19 protein-coding genes and 1 pseudogene are annotated in these 19,402 nt (G+C 51.2%); 13 read left to right on the top strand and 7 right to left on the bottom strand.

Features of this window, described 5'->3' with window-relative positions:
- Positions 1-19 precede the first annotated feature (19 nt).
- From V3O24_RS03445 to V3O24_RS03390, 12 genes are all read left to right on the top strand, one after another.
- Positions 20-1,000 carry a rhodanese-related sulfurtransferase gene (locus V3O24_RS03445; RefSeq protein ID WP_331306247.1) on the top strand — a complete coding sequence of 327 codons (981 nt, stop codon included), beginning with the start codon at positions 20-22 and terminating at the stop codon, positions 998-1,000.
- A gap of 609 nt (positions 1,001-1,609) precedes the next feature.
- On the top strand, positions 1,610-3,187 hold the full coding sequence (locus tag V3O24_RS03440) for a cytochrome D1 domain-containing protein (protein ID WP_331306228.1): 1,578 nt from the start codon (positions 1,610-1,612) through the stop codon (positions 3,185-3,187).
- Positions 3,187-3,498, top strand: a complete 312-nt coding sequence (locus V3O24_RS03435) for a cytochrome c (protein WP_331306227.1) — start codon at positions 3,187-3,189, stop codon at positions 3,496-3,498. Before V3O24_RS03440 ends, V3O24_RS03435 begins: the two co-directional genes overlap by 1 nt.
- A 26-nt stretch (positions 3,499-3,524) precedes the next feature.
- A complete protein-coding gene (locus V3O24_RS03430) occupies positions 3,525-3,830 on the top strand; it encodes a cytochrome c (RefSeq protein ID WP_331306226.1) in 306 nt (101 codons plus the stop codon).
- Positions 3,831-3,847: 17 nt separating this feature from the next.
- Entirely contained in the window at positions 3,848-4,561 is a 714-nt protein-coding gene (locus V3O24_RS03425) for an HNH endonuclease (protein WP_331306225.1), read from the top strand.
- 61 nt (positions 4,562-4,622) lie between these two features.
- Entirely contained in the window at positions 4,623-5,786 is a 1,164-nt protein-coding gene (locus V3O24_RS03420; RefSeq protein WP_331306224.1) for a cytochrome D1 domain-containing protein, read from the top strand.
- Positions 5,787-5,790: 4 nt separating this feature from the next.
- Entirely contained in the window at positions 5,791-6,249 is a 459-nt protein-coding gene (locus tag V3O24_RS03415) for an Lrp/AsnC family transcriptional regulator (RefSeq protein ID WP_331306223.1), read from the top strand.
- Positions 6,242-6,739 (top strand): AsnC family protein, encoded by a 498-nt coding sequence (locus tag V3O24_RS03410; protein ID WP_331306222.1) that lies wholly within the window; start codon positions 6,242-6,244, stop codon positions 6,737-6,739. Before V3O24_RS03415 ends, V3O24_RS03410 begins: the two co-directional genes overlap by 8 nt.
- Positions 6,732-7,175, top strand: coding sequence for an AsnC family transcriptional regulator (locus V3O24_RS03405; protein ID WP_104424792.1), 444 nt, complete (start codon positions 6,732-6,734; stop codon positions 7,173-7,175). Before V3O24_RS03410 ends, V3O24_RS03405 begins: the two co-directional genes overlap by 8 nt.
- 2 nt (positions 7,176-7,177) lie before the next feature.
- A complete protein-coding gene (locus tag V3O24_RS03400; RefSeq protein ID WP_181049921.1) occupies positions 7,178-7,660 on the top strand; it encodes an AsnC family transcriptional regulator in 483 nt (160 codons plus the stop codon).
- 470 nt (positions 7,661-8,130) lie between these two features.
- Positions 8,131-9,267, top strand: a complete 1,137-nt coding sequence (nirJ, locus tag V3O24_RS03395; protein ID WP_331306221.1) for a heme d1 biosynthesis radical SAM protein NirJ — start codon at positions 8,131-8,133, stop codon at positions 9,265-9,267.
- Positions 9,268-9,469: 202 nt separating this feature from the next.
- Positions 9,470-10,237: a hypothetical protein gene (locus V3O24_RS03390; protein WP_331306220.1), complete on the top strand. Its 768-nt coding sequence runs from the start codon at positions 9,470-9,472 to the stop codon at positions 10,235-10,237.
- Between the two features lie 163 nt (positions 10,238-10,400).
- Here V3O24_RS03390 and V3O24_RS03385 read toward each other — a convergent pair whose 3' ends face one another.
- The 5 genes from V3O24_RS03385 to V3O24_RS03365 all read right to left on the bottom strand — a co-directional run bounded on the left by V3O24_RS03385 (position 10,401) and on the right by V3O24_RS03365 (position 15,417).
- Positions 10,401-11,480, bottom strand: coding sequence for an AI-2E family transporter (locus tag V3O24_RS03385; RefSeq protein ID WP_331306219.1), 1,080 nt, complete (start codon positions 11,478-11,480; stop codon positions 10,401-10,403).
- Positions 11,481-11,528: 48 nt separating this feature from the next.
- On the bottom strand, positions 11,529-13,487 hold the full coding sequence (locus V3O24_RS03380; protein ID WP_331306218.1) for a hypothetical protein: 1,959 nt from the start codon (positions 13,485-13,487) through the stop codon (positions 11,529-11,531).
- Positions 13,488-13,519: 32 nt separating this feature from the next.
- Entirely contained in the window at positions 13,520-13,996 is a 477-nt protein-coding gene (locus tag V3O24_RS03375; RefSeq protein ID WP_331306217.1) for a putative lipoprotein, read from the bottom strand.
- Between the two features lie 92 nt (positions 13,997-14,088).
- On the bottom strand, positions 14,089-14,679 hold the full coding sequence (locus V3O24_RS03370) for a TIGR00730 family Rossman fold protein (RefSeq protein ID WP_331306216.1): 591 nt from the start codon (positions 14,677-14,679) through the stop codon (positions 14,089-14,091).
- A gap of 21 nt (positions 14,680-14,700) precedes the next feature.
- On the bottom strand, positions 14,701-15,417 hold the full coding sequence (locus V3O24_RS03365; RefSeq protein ID WP_104424799.1) for a YebC/PmpR family DNA-binding transcriptional regulator: 717 nt from the start codon (positions 15,415-15,417) through the stop codon (positions 14,701-14,703).
- Positions 15,418-15,814: 397 nt separating this feature from the next.
- Between V3O24_RS03365 and V3O24_RS03360 the strand changes: the two genes are divergently transcribed.
- Positions 15,815-16,855, top strand: a complete 1,041-nt coding sequence (locus V3O24_RS03360) for a hypothetical protein (RefSeq protein WP_331306215.1) — start codon at positions 15,815-15,817, stop codon at positions 16,853-16,855.
- A 380-nt stretch (positions 16,856-17,235) separates the two neighbouring features.
- Here V3O24_RS03360 and V3O24_RS03355 read toward each other — a convergent pair whose 3' ends face one another.
- Positions 17,236-18,378 (bottom strand): IS91 family transposase, encoded by a 1,143-nt coding sequence (locus tag V3O24_RS03355; RefSeq protein ID WP_331306213.1) that lies wholly within the window; start codon positions 18,376-18,378, stop codon positions 17,236-17,238.
- Positions 18,375-19,279 (bottom strand): annotated as a pseudogene (locus tag V3O24_RS03350) (site-specific integrase). The gene V3O24_RS03355 and the pseudogene V3O24_RS03350 overlap by 4 nt, the downstream one beginning before the upstream one ends.
- Positions 19,280-19,402 lie beyond the last annotated feature (123 nt).

The raw sequence follows: 19,402 nt of genomic DNA, 5'->3' as shown, positions 1-19,402 counted from the left end.
CGGTCCGCAACAAGGAATCATAATGTCCCACATCGTCGTTTGTGCCCTGTACAAATTTGTCACACTGGAAAATTATCAGGCTTTGCGCCAACCCCTGCATAAGGTCATGGAAGCCAATCAGGTTCGCGGCACCTTGTTGCTGGCCGGCGAGGGCATCAACGGCACGATAGCCGGGTCACGCCAAGCCATCGACACAGTGCTGCATTGGCTGCGTAGCGATCCGCGTCTGGCGGATATTGACCACAAGGAATCACTGACCGACAAACCGCCGTTCAACCGCACCAAAGTCAAACTCAAAAAAGAGATCGTGACGATGGGCGTCGAAGGCATCGACCCCAAGCGCGTGGTCGGTACTTATGTCAGCCCTGAAGATTGGAACAAACTGATCTCCGATCCTGATGTCATACTGGTGGACACCCGCAACGACTACGAATTTAAAGTCGGCACCTTCAAAAACGCGATTAACCCGAATACGGCCAGCTTTCGGGAGTTCCCCCGGTACGTTAAAGAAAACCTCGACCCCGAAAAACACAAAAAAGTCGCGATGTTCTGCACCGGCGGCATCCGCTGCGAAAAATCCACGGCCTTCCTAAAAGAACAGGGCTTTGCCGAGGTTTATCATCTCAAAGGCGGGATATTAAAGTACCTGGAAGAAGTCCCCGCACAAGAAACGCTTTGGGAAGGCGAATGCTTTGTCTTCGACGAGCGGGTAACGGTTAATCTCCAGCTTGAAAAAGGCGTTTACGACCAATGCAACGCCTGCCGCCTGCCAATCACCGAAGCCGATAAAGCCAGCGACAAATATCAGCAAGGCGTTAGCTGTCCTCATTGTTACGATAAAATCACCGCTGAACGGAAAACCCGTTTCATAGAGCGCGAAAAACAAATAGAACTAGCCAAAAAGCGCGGTGAAGCTCATATCGGCGCAGATGCCGCCAAGACGCTGGTGCAAAAACGGGTAGCCAAACTGCAACGGCGGCAACGAGCGACAGAAGACTAAAACTTGATTAGCTGTTTAGTCCCACAATCAGCAAATAATCTCAGTCTCGCGGGGTACGCTGTGCGTACCTTTCAGAGTTCGATAAATAGACACGGCGGACAGTCTGAAGCGCGTGGAGAGTTTTACCAATTGAGTTGAATTCATCAAGGCGTGTCCGCTTCAACAGCACTATAATTCCATAGCAAGGCAATTTATGGGGAAAACTAAGAACTTTACCGGAGAAAATTTCCGGGCCCGAGGTTGTTTTGTATCGGCGGCGGGACTGGATAAAAATGTTGTTAGGGCGTATATAGGGCGCTAGAAAAAGAAAAGCACAACTCAGTTTGTGGAAATAAAAATAATCGCCTTTAGGCGGCTCATGAACATCCCCCTTTGAGGGGCTAACAATAATAAAGCCCCTGGCAAAACCGGTCCGCCATTACCCTGCCGGCCTTTCAAAAACAGGAACGCCAACCGTCAACGCCGGAAATGTCGTTACAGATATTACATGATGCAAAACAACAAATTGCAGCAACCATGAATTTTTCTCGTATTAAACAAGCATGATTGCTTGAGCTTTCCAACCATACACGATAATATTGATTCAATACTACATTGGAGACCAACATAATGACTACAAAAAAACGCCTACCCAAGTCAGTCCTTCTCGGCTTAGCCGCTATTATTTTACCTTTTGGTGTACAGGCAAGCTCTGATACATCCAAAAACATGCACCAGCTATACGAAGATAATTGCGCCAGTTGTCACGGCTCGGACCATGGCGGGTTTATTGCTCCCGGCTTGAATGCCGATAGTTTGAAAGGCCGCAGTCCTACGGCTTTACGCAGTCTGATCATGACCGGAAGTTTCGACACCTTGATGCCTCCGTTCTACGGTCGTTTATCGGATGACGAAATCCGCGGCTTGGTCAAACATCTGCAAACCACGCCAAAACAGGCCAACCCAGCCTGGACCCTTGACGACATCAAGGCGTCGATCAAAGTGTATGTCAAGGACGAAAGCACCCTGCCCGCAAAGCCCACCTACGCAATCAACAGTATGGATGATGTAATCGGCGTGGCGGCTCGCGGCAAATACGGGCGCGGCTCAGGCTCCAAGGCGGTGTTCATCAACAGCGTTACCCACAAACAAATCGGTGAAATTCCTACCGGCACCGCCGCGCACATTATCGACTATAACCCCGCCAACCCGCGTTGGGCTTATGTAAAAACCGATACGGCGGAAATCTTTAAAGTCGATTTATATTCCATGCAAGCGGTGCGTAGCGTTAAAACCGGATTCAACGGACCAGGACTGGGCGTTTCCCGCGACGGCAAATACATCATGGCGGGTTCTTATGTACCGCACAACGCCGTTATCCTTAATGCCGACACCTTGGAACCGTTGAAAACCTTTGAACTGGAAGGCATCGACCCGGATGGCAAAATGGTCTCCTCCGATTCCGGCATGATCATCGGCACGCCGTTTGACGATATTTTCGCCATCGCCCTGGAAAACGCCGGTCAAGTTTGGGTGGTTGACTTAAAAGAAGGCTTTCCGGTCACTAAAATAGAAAACGTCGGACGCCATTTGCATGACGCCTTCCTGTCCCATGGCGGTAAAAAACTCATGGTTGCTTCTTATGATGACAGCATCGTTACCGCGATTGATCTAAAAGACCGCAAAATCATCAAAAAACTGGAAGCCGGTTGCGTGCCTCACGTTGGTGGCGGGGCTGCGGTTGAAGTTGACGGCCGCACGCTCGGTTTCGGCACCAACTTCGGCGACTGCGACAAAGAAGTGGTCAGCGTCTGGGATTTGGACAAAATGGAAGTGGTCAAGCAGGTTCCTGTTTCCGGCGGCACCGAGTCCCCAGCAGCTCACGCCAATGCGCCTTATGTCGCGGTGGACATCATCTCTAAAGACCGTCGCGCCCGCACCATCCAGCTGATCGACAAGCTTACCCTGGAAGTCGTTAAAACCCTGGATGTAGGCGGACATGCTTATTTCCCTGAATACAGCGCCGACGGCAAGTTCCTGTATGTCAGCGCCGGTTACAGCGGAGATGAGGTCGTCGTCTATGATTCCACCTCATTGCAAAAAGTCGCGTCCGTAGCCATGGAAAGCCCGGCCGGTATCTTTTCTCACGGCCGCGTCAGATACATGACTCGCGGTCTTTCTCCTGACGAGATGAAAGGAGCAAAATAATGAGACTATCAACTCTTACAGGATCGTTGATATTAGGCTTGATGTCCGCCCAAAGCGTCAATGCGGCCAGCATTTATGCGGGCGAGGCCAAAGCGGCGGCGGTTTGTTCGCAATGTCACGGCATTAAAACGCCTTCAGCCGACGCGCCTTTTCCGCCGTTGGCCGGACGCGATGCGGATTACTTGAAAACGGCGCTCAAACAGTACCGGGATAAAACCCGCAAATCCGACATTATGAATGCTATCGCCGGTTCCTTAAGCGATGACGATATTAATAATGTTGCGATGTACTATGGCAGGCTAAAACCGTAACATCGATGAAAAAACTGCCGCTTTTAATGTTGGTTATGACAGCTGTTTTAGCCAAAGCCAGCCTGGCCGGCGAGCCGTCTCAGGAAAGGCAAAGCACGCTGCGCAACATGCTCAATCATGATTGCGGAGCGTGTCATGGACTGACATTAAAAGGCGGCCTTGGCCCTGCCCTGTTGCCCGAAGTATTGGCCGGGAAGCCCGATGATTTTTTAATTTCAACCATTCTTAACGGTCGAGAAGGAACCGCCATGCCGCCTTGGCAGCCGTTTATGAATCGGGATGAGGCTGCTTGGCTGGTTGGGATATTGCGTAAGTATGGAAACGATAAATAAGGACAAGGGATACAACAATGGCAACAGAACTTACAAACACACAATGGATAGAAGTTTTACAAAATAGTGCCATAACAAAAGAGTTCGACATCGCCATGTTTCAAGCTCTCTATTCCTTTGAAGGCCACAAAGCATACGCCAGCCAAATTGGCCTAATCCTAGGAACTCATTATGGGCCATTAAATCTGGAGCTTGGTAGATATGCTAAACGCATTGCAGAACACTACGACATAAACTTTACTGCACGAAGCAAAGAAAAATATAAATTCTGGGACTTGTTCTTTAATGGCTGGGAAGATGGTATTAAGTTCGTTTGGCAGTTACGCCCTGAGTTAGTTGAAGCACTAGAAGCGACAGAGTTAACTGGCGACGAACACTTTCCGAACGAGTTATCAGCGACACCAGAAACTTTATTTGAGGGAATTAAACGAACAATAACTGTTAATGCCTATGAACGAAATGTCAGAGCAAAACAATTATGCGTTCAGCATTGGAAAGCCATTTGTTCAGTTTGCGGATTTGATTTTGTAAGAACTTACGGCGAATTAGGTAATGGATTTATCCACGTTCATCATCTGGTGCCAATATCAAAAATAGGCAAATCATACCAAGTTGATCCAATTAATGACTTGAGACCTGTTTGCCCAAATTGTCATTCCATGCTCCATAGAGTAGATCCACCATTGGCAATTGAGGAATTAAAAAACATTGTCTGTCAATTATCATCGTAGCGTTTCCTCCCTACGAAATTGCCGATAACACGCTTCAGTTTATGCCTGCATTAATATTTTTATGAAAAAACTGCTTCCCTTTTTAACCTTGCTGATCTCTCTCAACGCCACTGCCGACCTACGCGCCACCGGCGACCTGGGCGTCGTGATCGAACGCGAAGACGGCAATGCGCTGATCATTAACACCACCGAGCATAAACGCTTAGCCAAGATCGAAAAGCTGGGCGATTTGTCCCACGCTTCCGTGGTTTTCTCCCGCGACCAACGTTACGCCTATGTTTTCGGCCGCGACGGGGGCTTGACTAAAATCGATATGCTCAAGGATGCCATCGACAAGCGCATCATCCAGGCCGGCAACAGCATCGGCGGTGCTATTTCCCAGGACGGAAAATTAATCGCCGTGTCCAACTACACACCCGGCGGCGTTAAGGTTTTTTCAGCCGACACGCTGGAACTGGTTGCCGACATTCCTTCCGACTACGGCGATGGGCTGCGCTCCAAAGTGGTCGGCCTGGTTGACGCCCCCGGACAGCGCTTTGTATTTTCCCTGTTCGATGCTGGTGAAATATGGATGGCCGACTTTAAAAATCCCAAAGCGCCGCTCATCAAAAAATTCCCGAACATCGGCAAGCAGCCTTACGACGCGCTAATGTCGCCGGACGGACACTACTATATCGCCGGTTTATTCGGCGAACCCGGACTGGCGCTGCTGGATTTATGGAATCTTGATGCCGGAGTCAAACACATATTGCCCGACTACGGCAAAGACGATGAAAAACTGCCCGTTTATAAAATGCCGCATCTTGAAGGCTGGGCGGTAGCAGGCGACTACGTGTTTGCACCCGCGGTAGGCCAGCACAAGGTTCTGGTCATCGACAAAAACACCTGGGAACTGCACGACACCATAGCGGTCGCAGGGCAACCGGTCTTTGTGATGGCAAGGCCCGATGCGCGGCAAGTCTGGGTTAACTTCGCCTTCCCCGATAATAACCAATTACAGATTATCGATGTCAAAGACCTGTCCCTGCATAAAACCTTGTCGCCCGGAAAAGGCGTCCTGCACATGGAATTCACCCCGCGCGGTGAGCAAGTCTGGGTTGCGCTAAGAGACGATAACCAACTGGTGGTTTACGATACGGACACCTTGCAGGAAATCACCCGCCTGCCCGCCAACAAACCCAACGGCATTTTCTTTAGTTCGCGTGCGCATAAAATCGGCTTATAGACCCATGCTGACGACCTTACACAAACAGCTGCTAAACGACTATCAGCACGATTTCCCGCTGTCGACCAGGCCTTATCAGGACATCGCCGATGCGCTGGGCGTGACCGAAGCCGAGGTTTTATCGGCATTTACCGAGCTGAACGATAACAACCTGATAAGCCGCATCGGGCCGGTCATTCCGCCCAATCATATCGGTGTCAGCGCCCTGGTCGCCATGTCGGTACCCGAACAACATTTGCAAACTGTCGCCGATATAATCAGCGCGTATCCCGAAGTCAATCATAATTACGAACGCGAACACCGGTTTAATCTCTGGTTCGTGGTCATCGCGTCCGATACCGAACACTTACACGCGGTGATCGATTCGATAGAACGGGAAACATCCTACCCGGCCATGCTGCTGCCGATGCTGGACGATTTTTTCATTGATTTGGGCTTTAAGCTGGACTTGAATAATGATTGATTCTCGTGACCGTCAACTGCTCGAACATATCCAGCTGGGTCTGCCCATTTGCGCCAGACCTTATGCCGACATCGGACAGCTTTGCGACATGCCCGAAGCCGAAGTGATCGAGCGCCTAACCCGGCTTAAACAACAAGGCCTGATCAAACGCATGGGCGTCATCGTCAAACACCGGCAACTGGGCTACCGCGCCAATGCGATGATCGTCTGGGACGTACCGGATCATCTAATCAAGCAACTGGGCGGCCATATCAGCCGGTTTTCGTTCGTGACGCTCTGTTACCAGCGCCCCCGGCAGCCGGAATGGCCGTATAACCTGTATTGCATGATCCACGGCAAAGACAAGGCCACCGTGTTAAAGCAACTGGAACAACTCGTTGACGCTTGCGGCTTAAGCGGTTTCGACAAGGAAATCCTGTTCAGCAAGCGCTGTTTCAAGCAACGCGGCGCCATTTATAAAAATCCTACCCCGGCTTTAGCTGATGGATGAAATAGACAAAAAAATTATCAACGCCCTGCAAAACGGCTTTCCGATCTGCGACGCGCCTTACCGACAAGTCGCCGTGCAATTGGGACTGACCGAACAGGAGCTGATAGCCAGGCTGAAAGCGCTGTTGGATAACGGCGTCCTGACCCGCTTCGGCCCCTTGTATAACGCCGAACAAATGGGCGGAGCCTTGACCCTGGCGGCCGTTAAAGCCCCGCAACAGCGCTTCGATGAAATCACCGAAATCATCAACAGCTTTCCTGAAGTCGCCCATAATTACGCACGCAGCCATGAGCTGAATATGTGGTTTGTGATCGCCACGGAAACGCCCGAACAAATCCGGCAAACCGTCAGTGCAATAGAACAACAAACGGGACTGACCGTCTACAACATGCCGAAAAACAAAGAATATTTTGTCAACCTGAAGCTGGAAGCCTAAGCATGCTCGATGAAACAGACCGCAAAATCATCCAGGCGACCCAGGCCGGTTTGCCGTTAACGCCTCAGCCCTACCAGGCTATTGCAGAGCAACTCGGCCTGACCGCGGATGATGTTATGATGAGATTGTCAACCATGCAAAACAGCGGCATCATCCGCCGTATCGGCGCAGTACCCAACCACTATAAATTGGGTTATCGCTTTAACGGCATGACTGTCTGGAATATCCCGGATGAGTTCATCGATGAAATGGGGCAAAAAGTCGGCCAACTGGAATTTGTCAGCCATTGCTACCATCGCCCCCGGCATCCGCCCGAATGGCTATACAACCTGTTTGCGATGGTGCATGGAAAAACTCAGGAAGCCGTCGATCAACAGATTCAGCAAATTTCCGATCTGCTCGGCGACTATAATCTGGGTTCTGATGTTTTATACAGCACAAAAATCCTGAAAAAAACCGGTTTTCGGACGACTGCAAGGAGGTAGAGCACCAAAAGTAGGCGCTTTAGGCGACGCATGGAGCAGTTGCCGAGCAGCAGAAATCCTAGCAAGCCGGACGGGGCATGTTGCCCAGTCCGAAACGTTTTGCGCTGATTAAGCATACCCACTTTGCTTTAGGCTTCGCGGAAACGTCAGGGGCGGGGTTGCAAACCCCGCCCCGCTTTAAGTTAAACCGTTCGTGGTGAACCCAGTTAGCGAAGCTCCAGCTTCGCGACTCGGGAAGCTGGAGCTTCCAAGACTGCATTCCCAAGCTGGAGCTTGGGAACGAGCGAAAACGAGCGAAACCGGTTTCCGAACGAGTGCATAATAGAACACGGATGGCACTGATTAGACGGATTTAAACGGATTTTTTATTCACGGTTTATCAGTGTTTATCCGTTAAAGCCGTGTCGCCTAGAGGCGCCTACTTTTGGTATCCGTGTTCTATTTTTCTAACTTTTGAGTAGTTATTGATTATGTTTAGACTAAGCCACTACATGCGCGAACTGATAGACCCGACACCGTTAAAACCGGCGCGCAAACCGGCGGCTCCGGTGGTTATCTGGAATTTAATCCGCCGCTGCAACCTCACCTGCAAGCATTGCTATACGACGTCCACCGACATCGATTTCCCGAACGAATTGAGCACGCCGGAAATCTATACGGTCATGGACGACCTGAAAGCCTTTAAAGTGCCGGTGTTGATCTTGTCCGGCGGCGAACCATTGCTGCATCCCGACATCTTTAACATTTCCCGGCGCGCGAAAGACATGGGCTTTTATGTCGCGTTATCGACCAACGGCACCAAAATCTCCGCGGCTAATATCGATGAAATCGCCGCGATTAATTACCAATATATCGGCGTCAGCCTGGACGGCATCAAGGATACCCACGACCGGTTCCGCCGGGTACAAGGCTCATTCGACCAAGCCCTGCACGGCATCCGCCTGTGCCTGAAAAAAAGCATCAAAGTCGGCCTGCGCTTTACGTTGACGCAGGATAACGCCCAGGATTTCCCTGCCCTGTTGCAGCTAATGGATGAACACAATATCGACAAATTCTATTTGTCGCATCTGAATTACGGCGGCCGCGGCAATAAGAACCGCAAGGACGACGCCCATTTTGCGATGACCCGGACCGCGATGGATTTGCTGTTTGAAACCAGTTACCAATGGCTCAAGGAAGGTAAAGACCGGGAATTCGTGACCGGCAATAACGACGCCGATGCGGTTTATTTTTTACACTGGGTAGCGCGTCATTTTCCCGATCAAGCCGATCACATCAAAGCCAAGCTGGAACAATGGGGTGGCAATGCCTCGGGCGTCAATGTCGCCAATATCGACAATCTGGGCAACGTCCATCCCGACACATTCTGGTGGCATTACGAATTGGGCAATGTAAAGGAACGGCCTTTCTCGGAAATATGGATGGACACCGGCGATCCGTTGATGGCGGGTCTTAAGCAACATCCCAGACCGCTTGAAGGGCGCTGCGGAAGATGCCGTTACCAAGAAATCTGCAACGGCAACACCCGCGTCAGGGCCGCGCAAACGACAGGAAATTTCTGGGCCGAGGATCCGGGCTGCTATCTGGCGGATAGTGAAATAGCGTAGGGTATGCATTCCTTTCGGCGTTCAATGGTACGCACAGCATCCCTTCCATAACGTTATCATCATGCCCCAGACTGCAAAAATAAAAAACATTTTTTGCTATGTCTAAACCCACTGCGCTATGATCCGTGTCGGTTGAACGCGGCGGAGCCCCTATCAACATCCTATGATCCTTATTGCCTTGCCTTCTGGAGGGTTCGTACACATGACTACCCTGCGCTCGATTTGTTTATTCAGCCTGCTGTTTTTTGCGGCGTTGCCGGCTTATGCCGCAGCCGTACCCAACACGCATATTTCCGTGATTGTGTCCCTGGTCGACAACGTATCGCAAGGCATCGTGCCTGTTCCTGCGAAAATCGGCAATGGCGATGATCCTCGTAACAACCTGTATTGGGGCGCGGCTTATGGCGTGAAAACCTTTTTGAGCAAGGCGGACGGCTGGAAAAACTTGGGCTGCGAAAAAGATATTAACGAGACTATCCTGGAACGCTGCCAGTTTTCCTGGAAGGACCGGCTCACCGTTACCGCCGACGCATATCGCGGCAGCAAGATTGACCAGGCAATGCTTGATTTTATGCAACAAGCCGCTACGCCGCCCGATGCGGCGCAGCGTGAAATGGTCGTATTCATCGGCCATGACGGCTTGATGGACGAACAAAACCAGCCCATCATAAAACGCTTCCCCAAACATGCCGGACACGATAAACCGGCAGTTGTCCTGGCCTGCCTGAGCGATGAGTTTTTCTCGGGGCATTTGCTTGCCGCAGGTTCAAAGCCGGTAGTAACCACTTTCAGCTTCATGGCGCCGGAAGCCTATGTGCTGGAAGCGGTTGCCCGAGGTTTTGCAACCCAGGCGAGTGAAGCGGAATTGCGCAGTTCCGCCGGCCTCGCTTACGCCAAATACCAGCGCATCTCAGCCAAGGCCGGAAAGTCGGTTTTTGGCGCGAATAGTCAGACCAAGCCGAGAGGCTGAGCCTTCGATAAGGTACGCACAGCGTACCCTACGAAATTTTCTAAGGCCAAGCCTAATGCTTAGGATCGTACATGAAATAACTTGAGCAAATTTTATTTTTAAACCATGAAGCGCATGAAGGATTTAAGTCTTCATGCGCTTCATGCTGATTGCTTAAATTAATTTATGCATGTTCCTTAGAATCCCCGGTATCGACGGGATCAATAGCTTGTTCCAGATCCAACCAGCTTTTCAGCAATGTAAAACAGACGACCAACAGGGTAGCGCCGACAAAGATGCCGACAAAACCCCATGCCAGCAAGCCGCCCAATACGCCAAGAAAGATAAGCGGAATAGGCAAGCCGCTGCCGTGGCTGATCAGGTAGGGCTTCACAAAATTGTCCGCTATATTAATAAAGATACTCCAGCCGACGGTAAAAACCGCCCACCCCGTTTCGCCCTGATAGGACAGCCAGACGGCCGCCGGAATCCAGACCAGGGCCGTACCAACTTGCAACATAGCCAGAATAAAACAGAATAAGCCCAACAAGCCCGCACCCGGTATGCCGGCAATGGCGAAGCCGAACACGCTCAATAAAGCCTGCATCAGCGCCGTACCCACCACGCCTACGGATACCGCCCGGACGGTTTGCCCCGCAATAGCAATCAGTTCAAGGCCCGTTTCTCCTGCGACTCGGCAAATTAAACGCTTCAGCAATTCCTGGGTCCCGGCGCCGTTAGCGCATAGAAATCCGGCCAACACGATCGCCAGAAGAAACTCAAAAAGCGACAGCGTCAAATTCCCGCTTTGTTTAAGCAGCCAGGTCATCCCGTCCTTGAGGGCGGGCCTCGCGGTCTCCAGAAGGGCCGGCATGTCGGTGCTTGCCTGCTGCCAGAATGCGTCGATTCTCGGGCCGATCAGCGGCGCATCAACCAGCCAAGCCGGAGCCGGCGGCAATGTCATCGTTGTCAGATCCTTGATCAGCCCGCTCACTGAAGCGACATGCTCGGTCAAGGAGTAAACCAGCAGGAATATGGGAACGACAAAAACCAGGATCAGTCCTGTCGTCAGGATAAAGGCAGCAAAACCCTGCCGCCCCCCCAGTTGCCGTTGCAGCCGGTCAAACAAGGGCCAGGTCGATATTGCGATGATGGCTCCCCAAAGCATCGGCCCCAGAAAAGGAGCGATGATCTTCAGACAGGCAATAACCAACACGGCGACGATCGCAAGACCGCCCGCTCTTTCAAAAAATCTATCGTTCATGCCCGTACTCCTCTGTCGCGGTTTAAATTAAAAACGTAAAAGATCATATCAATGATCCGGCAAGTCCGCATGGGTCAATTGATTCAGGGATAAATACCGGTAACTGCCCTTGCGCATATTGAAAAAAAACAATTCGGGCAGACTCATTAAAATGCCGGTTGCGCCCGACTGCAAATTTTTCCCCGAATCCAGCGGCCAGCTGAAAAAGCCGTAAATGCTTTGGCCGATCCCTGCGCCGGTGTTGACAACACCGAACAACGGCCTCAGCAGCACATTGTCGTCGGTAAAAAATACAAATAACGCGTCGTCGGGATTGTATTTGTATAAACGACTGCTGATGATATTCGATTCCCTCAATCCCGTTATCAGGCTGTTTTGCCGGGCTGAGAGCTTTGCCAATTCGAGGCGGCGGTAAGAATCCAGATCACTGCTCTGCGTCACATGGTAATGATCCAGAACCGATTGGTAAGCAACAAACGGGACGAAGTTATAGGCTGTCTCGATATATCCGCCCAAACGCTGTTCGGATTCCTTTATCGTTAAAGCTTCCGGGTCCGCAACTTCATCGCCGGAACGGTAGGGCTTTAACAGTGCCTGGTTGATGGTTCCGAACAGTTCGGTCACGCAATTGCGGCTAAACAGATCATAGCGATAGCTTTGTTTTAATGCTTCAAGCAGGCTGCTTTCAATGTTATCCAATGCCGACAGCGCCGTGGTTAATTGTTCCGGGCTAAGATTCGGAACCGGGCCGTCCGGGAAAACGATGCTCTTTGACGGCAGGGCTTTTTGACCGTTATAACGGAAATCATGACGCTGTTCGCTGTTCAGCAGTTCGATATAACGGTTGCCCGCCATTTCGATTTGACTGTATTCCGCCTCGCCCAAATGTTGGCGGGACGTTGCCGATAGGCGGTTACGTTCCAGAGCCGCCCTGGCGTCGCTAACCAGTATCCGTATCCGGGCGCTGTGTTCAAGGTACTGATCCGGCCTGAGCCGTTCGCTGTTTTCGGTAAAATCGTCAGTAAAAACCCAGTAGCCGGACTGCAATGAGGCGTCGATAGCGATATAGCGGGCCATATCGACTAAAACGGCATAACCCCAGTCCGGGCGGCTTGAATCGAGCGCTTTGATCAGGCCGGTTTCGAAATCACCCTGCAACTCGGCCAATGCCCGTCTTTCCGCTTCGGAAATTTTGAAAACCGGCTGATTCGTCGGCAACAGAGCGCCGGATTGCAGCGGCGGCGCATCCATTAGGGCCTTGATCGCAAATAATGCGGTCAGATAGTCCGAATATCTTTCCGTGAAGGTATAGATTGAGGAAGGAAATTCCTCAGCGACCAAATCCGAATTTATCGCAGGCCACTGGCTGGGCGCTAATGCTTTGATTTGCGCTTCGATCATTTCACGGCGGCGCTGCAAAAAGTCCGGGCCATATCGCTGCTCCACTTTTCGGCGCAAACTTTGAACGCTTAGCGATTGTTGTTTTGTTAGGTTGCTGTCCGTGTATTGAGGCTGCCGGCCCGGTTCAGGATAAAAAAGCCCGACGCCTTTTAACCGCAAAACCGGAGCCGCATCGGAGGAGGCAATAGCGTGGCCGCCGGTTGTTTTCTGCAACAAGTGCCGGATAAAAATCCGCTCTTTATGCAGATCGTCGAGCAGTTTGAACTGCCGTTCCTGCTTCAAAAACCGCCACTTGAATTGGTCTTTAAGCAGATCGAAAGTGTCTTCGCTGACCTCGACGCGGCTTAGATGCACCGGGCGATTCTGCAAGTAGCGGTAGAGAAAATGAAATTCGGTTTTTTCTTGCCTGAACAGGCGGATCAGGCCGGAATCGACATGTTGATAATGGTAAATTTCATCATCGAATTGAATCGCGGTATGCCCCCCGCTCGAATTGCCTTCACCGGCTTCTATATACAGGTAATTAAAGCCGGCGGCCGTGCCGGCGGACGGCGGTAAAGCCAAGGCCGCCAGAACGCCGATGGCCTGTAATTTCGAGCGCATCATGTCCCGGATCGCCGACCTTGAAGACGAATAGTTTATTTCTCGGACTCGTAACCTTTTTGAATACTTTGCATATGCTGTTGATCGGAGCCTGCAAAATTCTTTTTATAGGTTTCGTAAGCGGCACCCTCAACCCCTGCTTTCTTCAAGCCTTTGCCGATCCCCCTGTAGGTTTTTGGCTCCTCATCCCAGTTAACGATACCGATCTTCGCGGCAATATCGCTTAAGCCCTTAAGAAAGCCGGCGTAATCGGCATCCGCATGGGAGGATTTCACATAAGCCATCGTGTAGTCCGACACTTCGCTTTCGTATTTCTTTTCCCTGTTCGACTTGCTGCTGGAACTAGAGCCTGATGAATCGGATAAACTCCCTGAGCTGTCGGAAATACTCTCGGAACTGGTGGAACTACTCCTGGAACTGTCCGAGAAAGAACAGCCGGTGATTATCAGTGGTAGGATCAAAATCACAAAGCGGCAGCATTTATGATTAAACCGCCCTGAAATGGAATGCATAATTATCTCCTTTAAATTAAGTCGTATTGAGAGCGCCAAGCACCCGACCATAGTTGGGGGCTTATTTCCCCGGCTGGAATCAGTTTAACCGATCAGGTCTCGTCTTTGCCAAGCCAATGTTTCACGGCAGGCGGCCGGTAATTGACAAAGCGCTCCAGCAACGCATCAGGATGGGTCTCCACCATCAACATCGCATGGTGATGTTCCTTAACAAATTGCTCTGCCTTTACGTGATCTAAAAACTCGATCAGCGCATCGTAATAACCTTCCACATTGAGCAGGCCGCATGGCTTATGATGAAATCCCAGTTGCGCCCAAGTCCAAATCTCGAATAATTCCTCAAGCGTTCCTATGCCGCCGGGAAGTGCGATAAAGCCATCCGCAAGCTCGGCCATCAGCATCTTCCGCTCATGCATCGATTGGGTCACATGCAGTTCGGTCAAGTGATGGTGCGCGACTTCTTTATGCGCCAAGGCTTTCGGTATCACGCCGACAACTTGGCCGCCGAGCTTCAATACCTGATCCGCCACCCTGCCCATGATGCCGATACTCGCGCCGCCGTATACCAGCCTGATGTTTCGGCTGACCAGCGACTCGGCCAGCGCAACAGCGGCCGAGGCGTAGGCGTCGAGCCGCCCCGGACTGGAACCGCAATAGATACAGAGGCTGTTAATGGGCGTCATGTTTGCTTTACGGCACGGCTGTTAATACTCCGCATCATGATAAACATTCTGCACGTCGTCCAGATCGTTGCACAGGTCTAAAAACCTCTCAAACTGCGCAACATCATCGCCGCTGATCGGGCTGCCGCCTTTGGGCAAAAATTGAATCTCGTCCACTTCAAAATCAATTTCGCCTAACAAATCCGTTAAGGCTTGCTTGGCCTTGAAGTAATCGGCCTGGGGCGTGAACACGGTGATTTTTCCCTCCTCGCTTTCAATATCGCTGACATCGACATCGGCCGAAAGTAAGGCTTCAAGAACCGCATCCTCATCGTCATGTTTAAATGCCAGGATAGCGGCATGGTCGAACATATGGCTGACTGTGCCGGGCGTGCCGATTTTGGATTTTGTTTTTACAAAACACTGGCGCACATCGCCGTAAGTGCGGTTAGGATTATCAGTCAGACATTCGACTATCACCATACAGCCGCCAGGGCCATAGCCTTCATAGCGTGCAACCGCGAAATCTTCACCGCCGGCGCCTTTAGCCTTGTCGATGGCTTTTTCAATAACATGGGTAGGAACCTGGTCTTTCTTGGCGCGTTCAATCAAGCCGCGCAAAGTCAAGTTTGCTGACGGGTCAACGCCCCCCGACTTGGCGCTCACATAAATTGCACGGCCGTATTTGCTGTAGACCTTGGTCTTGGCTTCTGCCGTCTTAGCCATGGACACTTTTCGGTTTTGATAGGCTCTACCCATTTTGCTGTTGCTCCAATACTAATAATAAAGCGGCAGATTTTACAGGTAAGTATTTGCATAGGGAACTTATGAATTGGCTAACGAGACCGATCATGCCAGAAATTCACGGCCATAATGCATGAGTCCGGCCTGTACTGATTGACTGATCTGATTACTTTTGTTGATCGATATTAACGCGAGCGTTGAATGGCCGGAAACCGTCTGTCACGTAATAAAAAGAAACTACAATCCGCCGATACGGGAGATATACAGTCAGGGTTTCGAGAAAACTCCAGAGCTTATTGCCTAGAATAGGGGAATCAGGGATGATATACGGAAACTATATAATCACTTGTTATGCCCCAATAACCAGCATTTCCATCACAAAAAAATCGGGGGGGCCTAAGGGCCGCATGAAATGAAAGGCAAGGCAATTACTATCGCGGCACGAATCCGCAGGTTCGGTAATCAATCGGGTAAAGCTATTTCGAGACTTATAAAAAGTGTTTGGGGGCCATCAGTGGCTTTACTAGCAGTGGGCCTCTTCTGGTTTTATACAGCCCACAGTATTCCCGTTCCTACCGAGCAGACCGTGGAAAAGTATGGTGTGTACGGTGATAGTTTTGGCCGAATCACATCACTCTTCACTGCGCTCGGTTTTGGCGGCTTAGTCATAACCTTATTGCTGCAGCAGAGACAGATTCGTGCACAGGAAGAAGATGCGAAGCACAATCGGCAGAATGACGAGAAGGGACGGTATGAAGAAATATTGTTCAGGCTATTAGATATCTACCACCACACCCTTTCAGAAGTACGTGTGGGCGACACAGCGGGGCGCGACTTGCTGAGAAAGGCCTTGGACAGAGTGAACTCCGCCATCGTGGAAGAGTGTGTAAATGTTTTGCCGCGAGATATTAAGGGAAGGTGGGACAGCGGCTCACTTACAGAAAACGACAGACAACGCATAGACTATTTGCATTACCGGAACTTCAAGATTGTGGGAACTGAAATTCATCCACAGACTCGTCTAGTAGATACCTTTGAAGTTTTACTCGAGCACATGCTCCGAGGAGCGCCGGATCACTTGCTGATTAATTCATATAGAGAGTTGGTATTCGCTCAAATCACGTTCATCGAATGTCGGTACTTCTTTTTAGTAGCACTCTCTCATCCCAGCAGGGCCCGCCTTAGGGAGCTCTTAGCCAAAACTGGATTCTTTGAACGAATTTCGCTCTCACAACTCCATCATCTTCACCGTGACATGTACAAGGAATATTGGGGACACGAGCTGGAAAAACGTGAATTGCCGGCGAGTATTCCGATGTCACCTGGACGAGTCAAGCGCGCCCTACGTGCACATAAATCTGCAGGTGGTTTGCCTAAGACCACTTACACGCCATTGGGGGTCCGCCAATCACAAGGTGCGCTGAAGAACGATGCCAAGGATATTCTTCAATGAATTCATTGCAACTTCACTTCTCCGACGGGCTATGTCCGTCTATTCCCTGCATGAGGCATAACGAATAAGGTTAGATTGTGTGAGCGATAGCGAGCCACAATCTGAACCGGTTGTTGGACAAGCCCGGTCGTAGTCGGAAAGCTGGCTTATTATAAGAAAATATCTTTTCGGATGTTGTCGGTTGCTGCGAGGAATCTATACCGGCAGCAGTCTAGGGCAAGCCAAAAGCGTTGCTTTGGCAATGCCTTTAGCGGGTGGTGGTGATTTAAGGTGAAAAACAGTCTTTTTTAAGCCGAGCGTGGCCCTCGGCTTAGAAATGCCGATTTCGCTCCCTCGGAATGACGGATGCAGTTACATAGCCGGTCACGCCTCCACGTTAGTTAGCCGGATGGCGCAAGCCGCCCGAATGCCGCCGAGGCTGGAATGCGCGTTTGCACAACCCGCATGGCACCGCCGCAGCAAGGGCACTTGATCTGAGGGCCTTTTGCCAACCCTGTCAGCATCTTAACCGGGTTCAGCTTGAGCAGCCGCTGAAGTAATTCCAACAGCCGCTTGCTGTTGGGATGCAAAAAGCCGAAGTTACGGGCGCGCCGGAAGCCTTTGGGCAACACATGCTGCAAAATCAGCCACAAGAACTTAGGCCCTGACAGCGTTCGGGTTTGCATCTGTTTGGTTTTGCCGTCTTGGTAGCGGAAGGTCACCAGCCCATCCCGACAAGCGATAATATCCTTTTCCTGGATCACGCCCTTGTAAAGATAGCGCCCCAGATAAACCAGCGCCTTGCCACCGCTGCCGACGGACTTGACATCCACCACCCAGGTTTTCGGGACAGAAACCCGCTCCTTGCGGTTTCTGCGCTTCCCACTTCCCTGTGGGTCGTAGCAGGCCGGAAGCTCGAGGCCCTCTTCCCGGATGGCCGTAAGCAGCTTGGCGCGAAACACTTTCGCCAAGGCTTTGTGGTTGAACAGGTAGGATTTGCCGGCTTTGCCGGCTTTCGTCCGCCACAACCGTTCATCGGCATCGATAGCCGCCGCCGGCATGACCACATGCACATGCGGGTGATAATCGAGCCGGCGCGAATGGGTGTGCAGTACGCTGATGGCGCCGGCCTGTCCTTGCAATTGCGGATCGTTCTGCGCGAAGGTTTTGAGCGTCTCCCAGCTGCAACGGATCATCAAGTCATAAAGTGTACGTTGATGTTGCCAGGCCAAAGGACGCAGTTCTTCGGGCAAGGTGAAGGTCAACAAGAAATACTCGGCGGGTACTTGTTTTTTGAGTTGCCGTTCCAACCATTGCTGGCTCTCATGATGCTGGCAATGGGGGCAACTGCGATGGCCGCAGGAATGCGGGATGAAGACTTGTTTTTCGCAGCCGTCGCATTGCGCCAGCATCACCGGACTTTGCGTGGTGCGGCACTGTTTCTGGGAGGCCAACGCTTTGCGCTGACCGGGCAACAGCGCGTTCTGATAAGTCGCCAGAAAATCGGCTTCAAAGGTTTGGATGATCGACGAAAGCAACATCATTTGATCCTCCGCCAGTCGATGGCAAAGCCATTCATCAACGTATTGATTAACTGGTCGGCTTGCTGGTTTGTGGTGTCGGTCAGATGGGTATAACGGGCGGTGGTCAGGATACTGTGGTGACCGAGAATTTTCTGGACTTCAAGCAGGTCAACGCCCGCTTCGATCAGATGGGTGGCGTAGCTGTGACGCAGACTGTGCGGGGTAATCTTTTTTTTATACCGCAGTCTTGGGCGACCTGGCGTAGCGTCGCTTGTACGCCGCCCCGATCCAGCGGCGTGGTAGCCAAATGCGCCGACTTGAGACCGCCGTGGCGATTGGGAAACAGCAACACCGGATTGCGATGCACCTGCCAGAAGCGGCGCAAGCAGACTAAAGTCGCCGTCGGCAACGGCACCAAGCGATCTTTGTTGCCCTTGGCATCGCGTATATGCACCCGCTGCCGCTCGGCATCAATATCGGCCACCGTTAGGCGTAAGCCTTCGCCGAGGCGCAAACCCAAGCTGTAAAGCGTAAAAAAGAACACCCGGTAACTGAGGGTATGAGTCATCGTGAACAGCCGCCGGGCTTCCTCAACGGTGACAATGTCCGGCAAACGCTGCGCCCTTGGCGGCTTGATCAACTTAAGCTCCGACCAGGGTTTATTCAAAACGTAACTATAGAAGAATTTAAGGCCGTACAGATCGAGTTTGACGCTGCTCCAGGAATGGGATTCCAGCAAATCGCTGAAATAATCGGTCAACTGGGGTTCGGACAGATCGTTAATGTGATAGTCGAAATAAGTGCTGATGCGCCGCATGGCACGGGAGTAAGCCTCTATTGTTTTGGGCTGGAGTCCTTTGAGTTTTAGGTGTTTAAGATGCGTTTGATAGTTTTGCTTGAACTCTGTTTCGGATGATGTCATTGTTTGGCAACCTCATTGTTTGATGATAAACGATCCCTCTGATGAGGGCTTGAGGTTAAATTTTAATTGTTTTATCGGGGGCTGTTCAGCGGGGTGTTCTCCGCGGTAGCGGCTTCGTCCAAC

Source organism: Methylobacter sp. Wu8 (genome assembly GCF_036440755.1).
GTDB lineage: Bacteria > Pseudomonadota > Gammaproteobacteria > Methylococcales > Methylomonadaceae > Methylobacter_A > Methylobacter_A tundripaludum_A.
The sequence above is the reverse complement of the archived record's forward strand: the minus strand, read 5'-3'. Positions and strand labels throughout refer to the sequence as shown.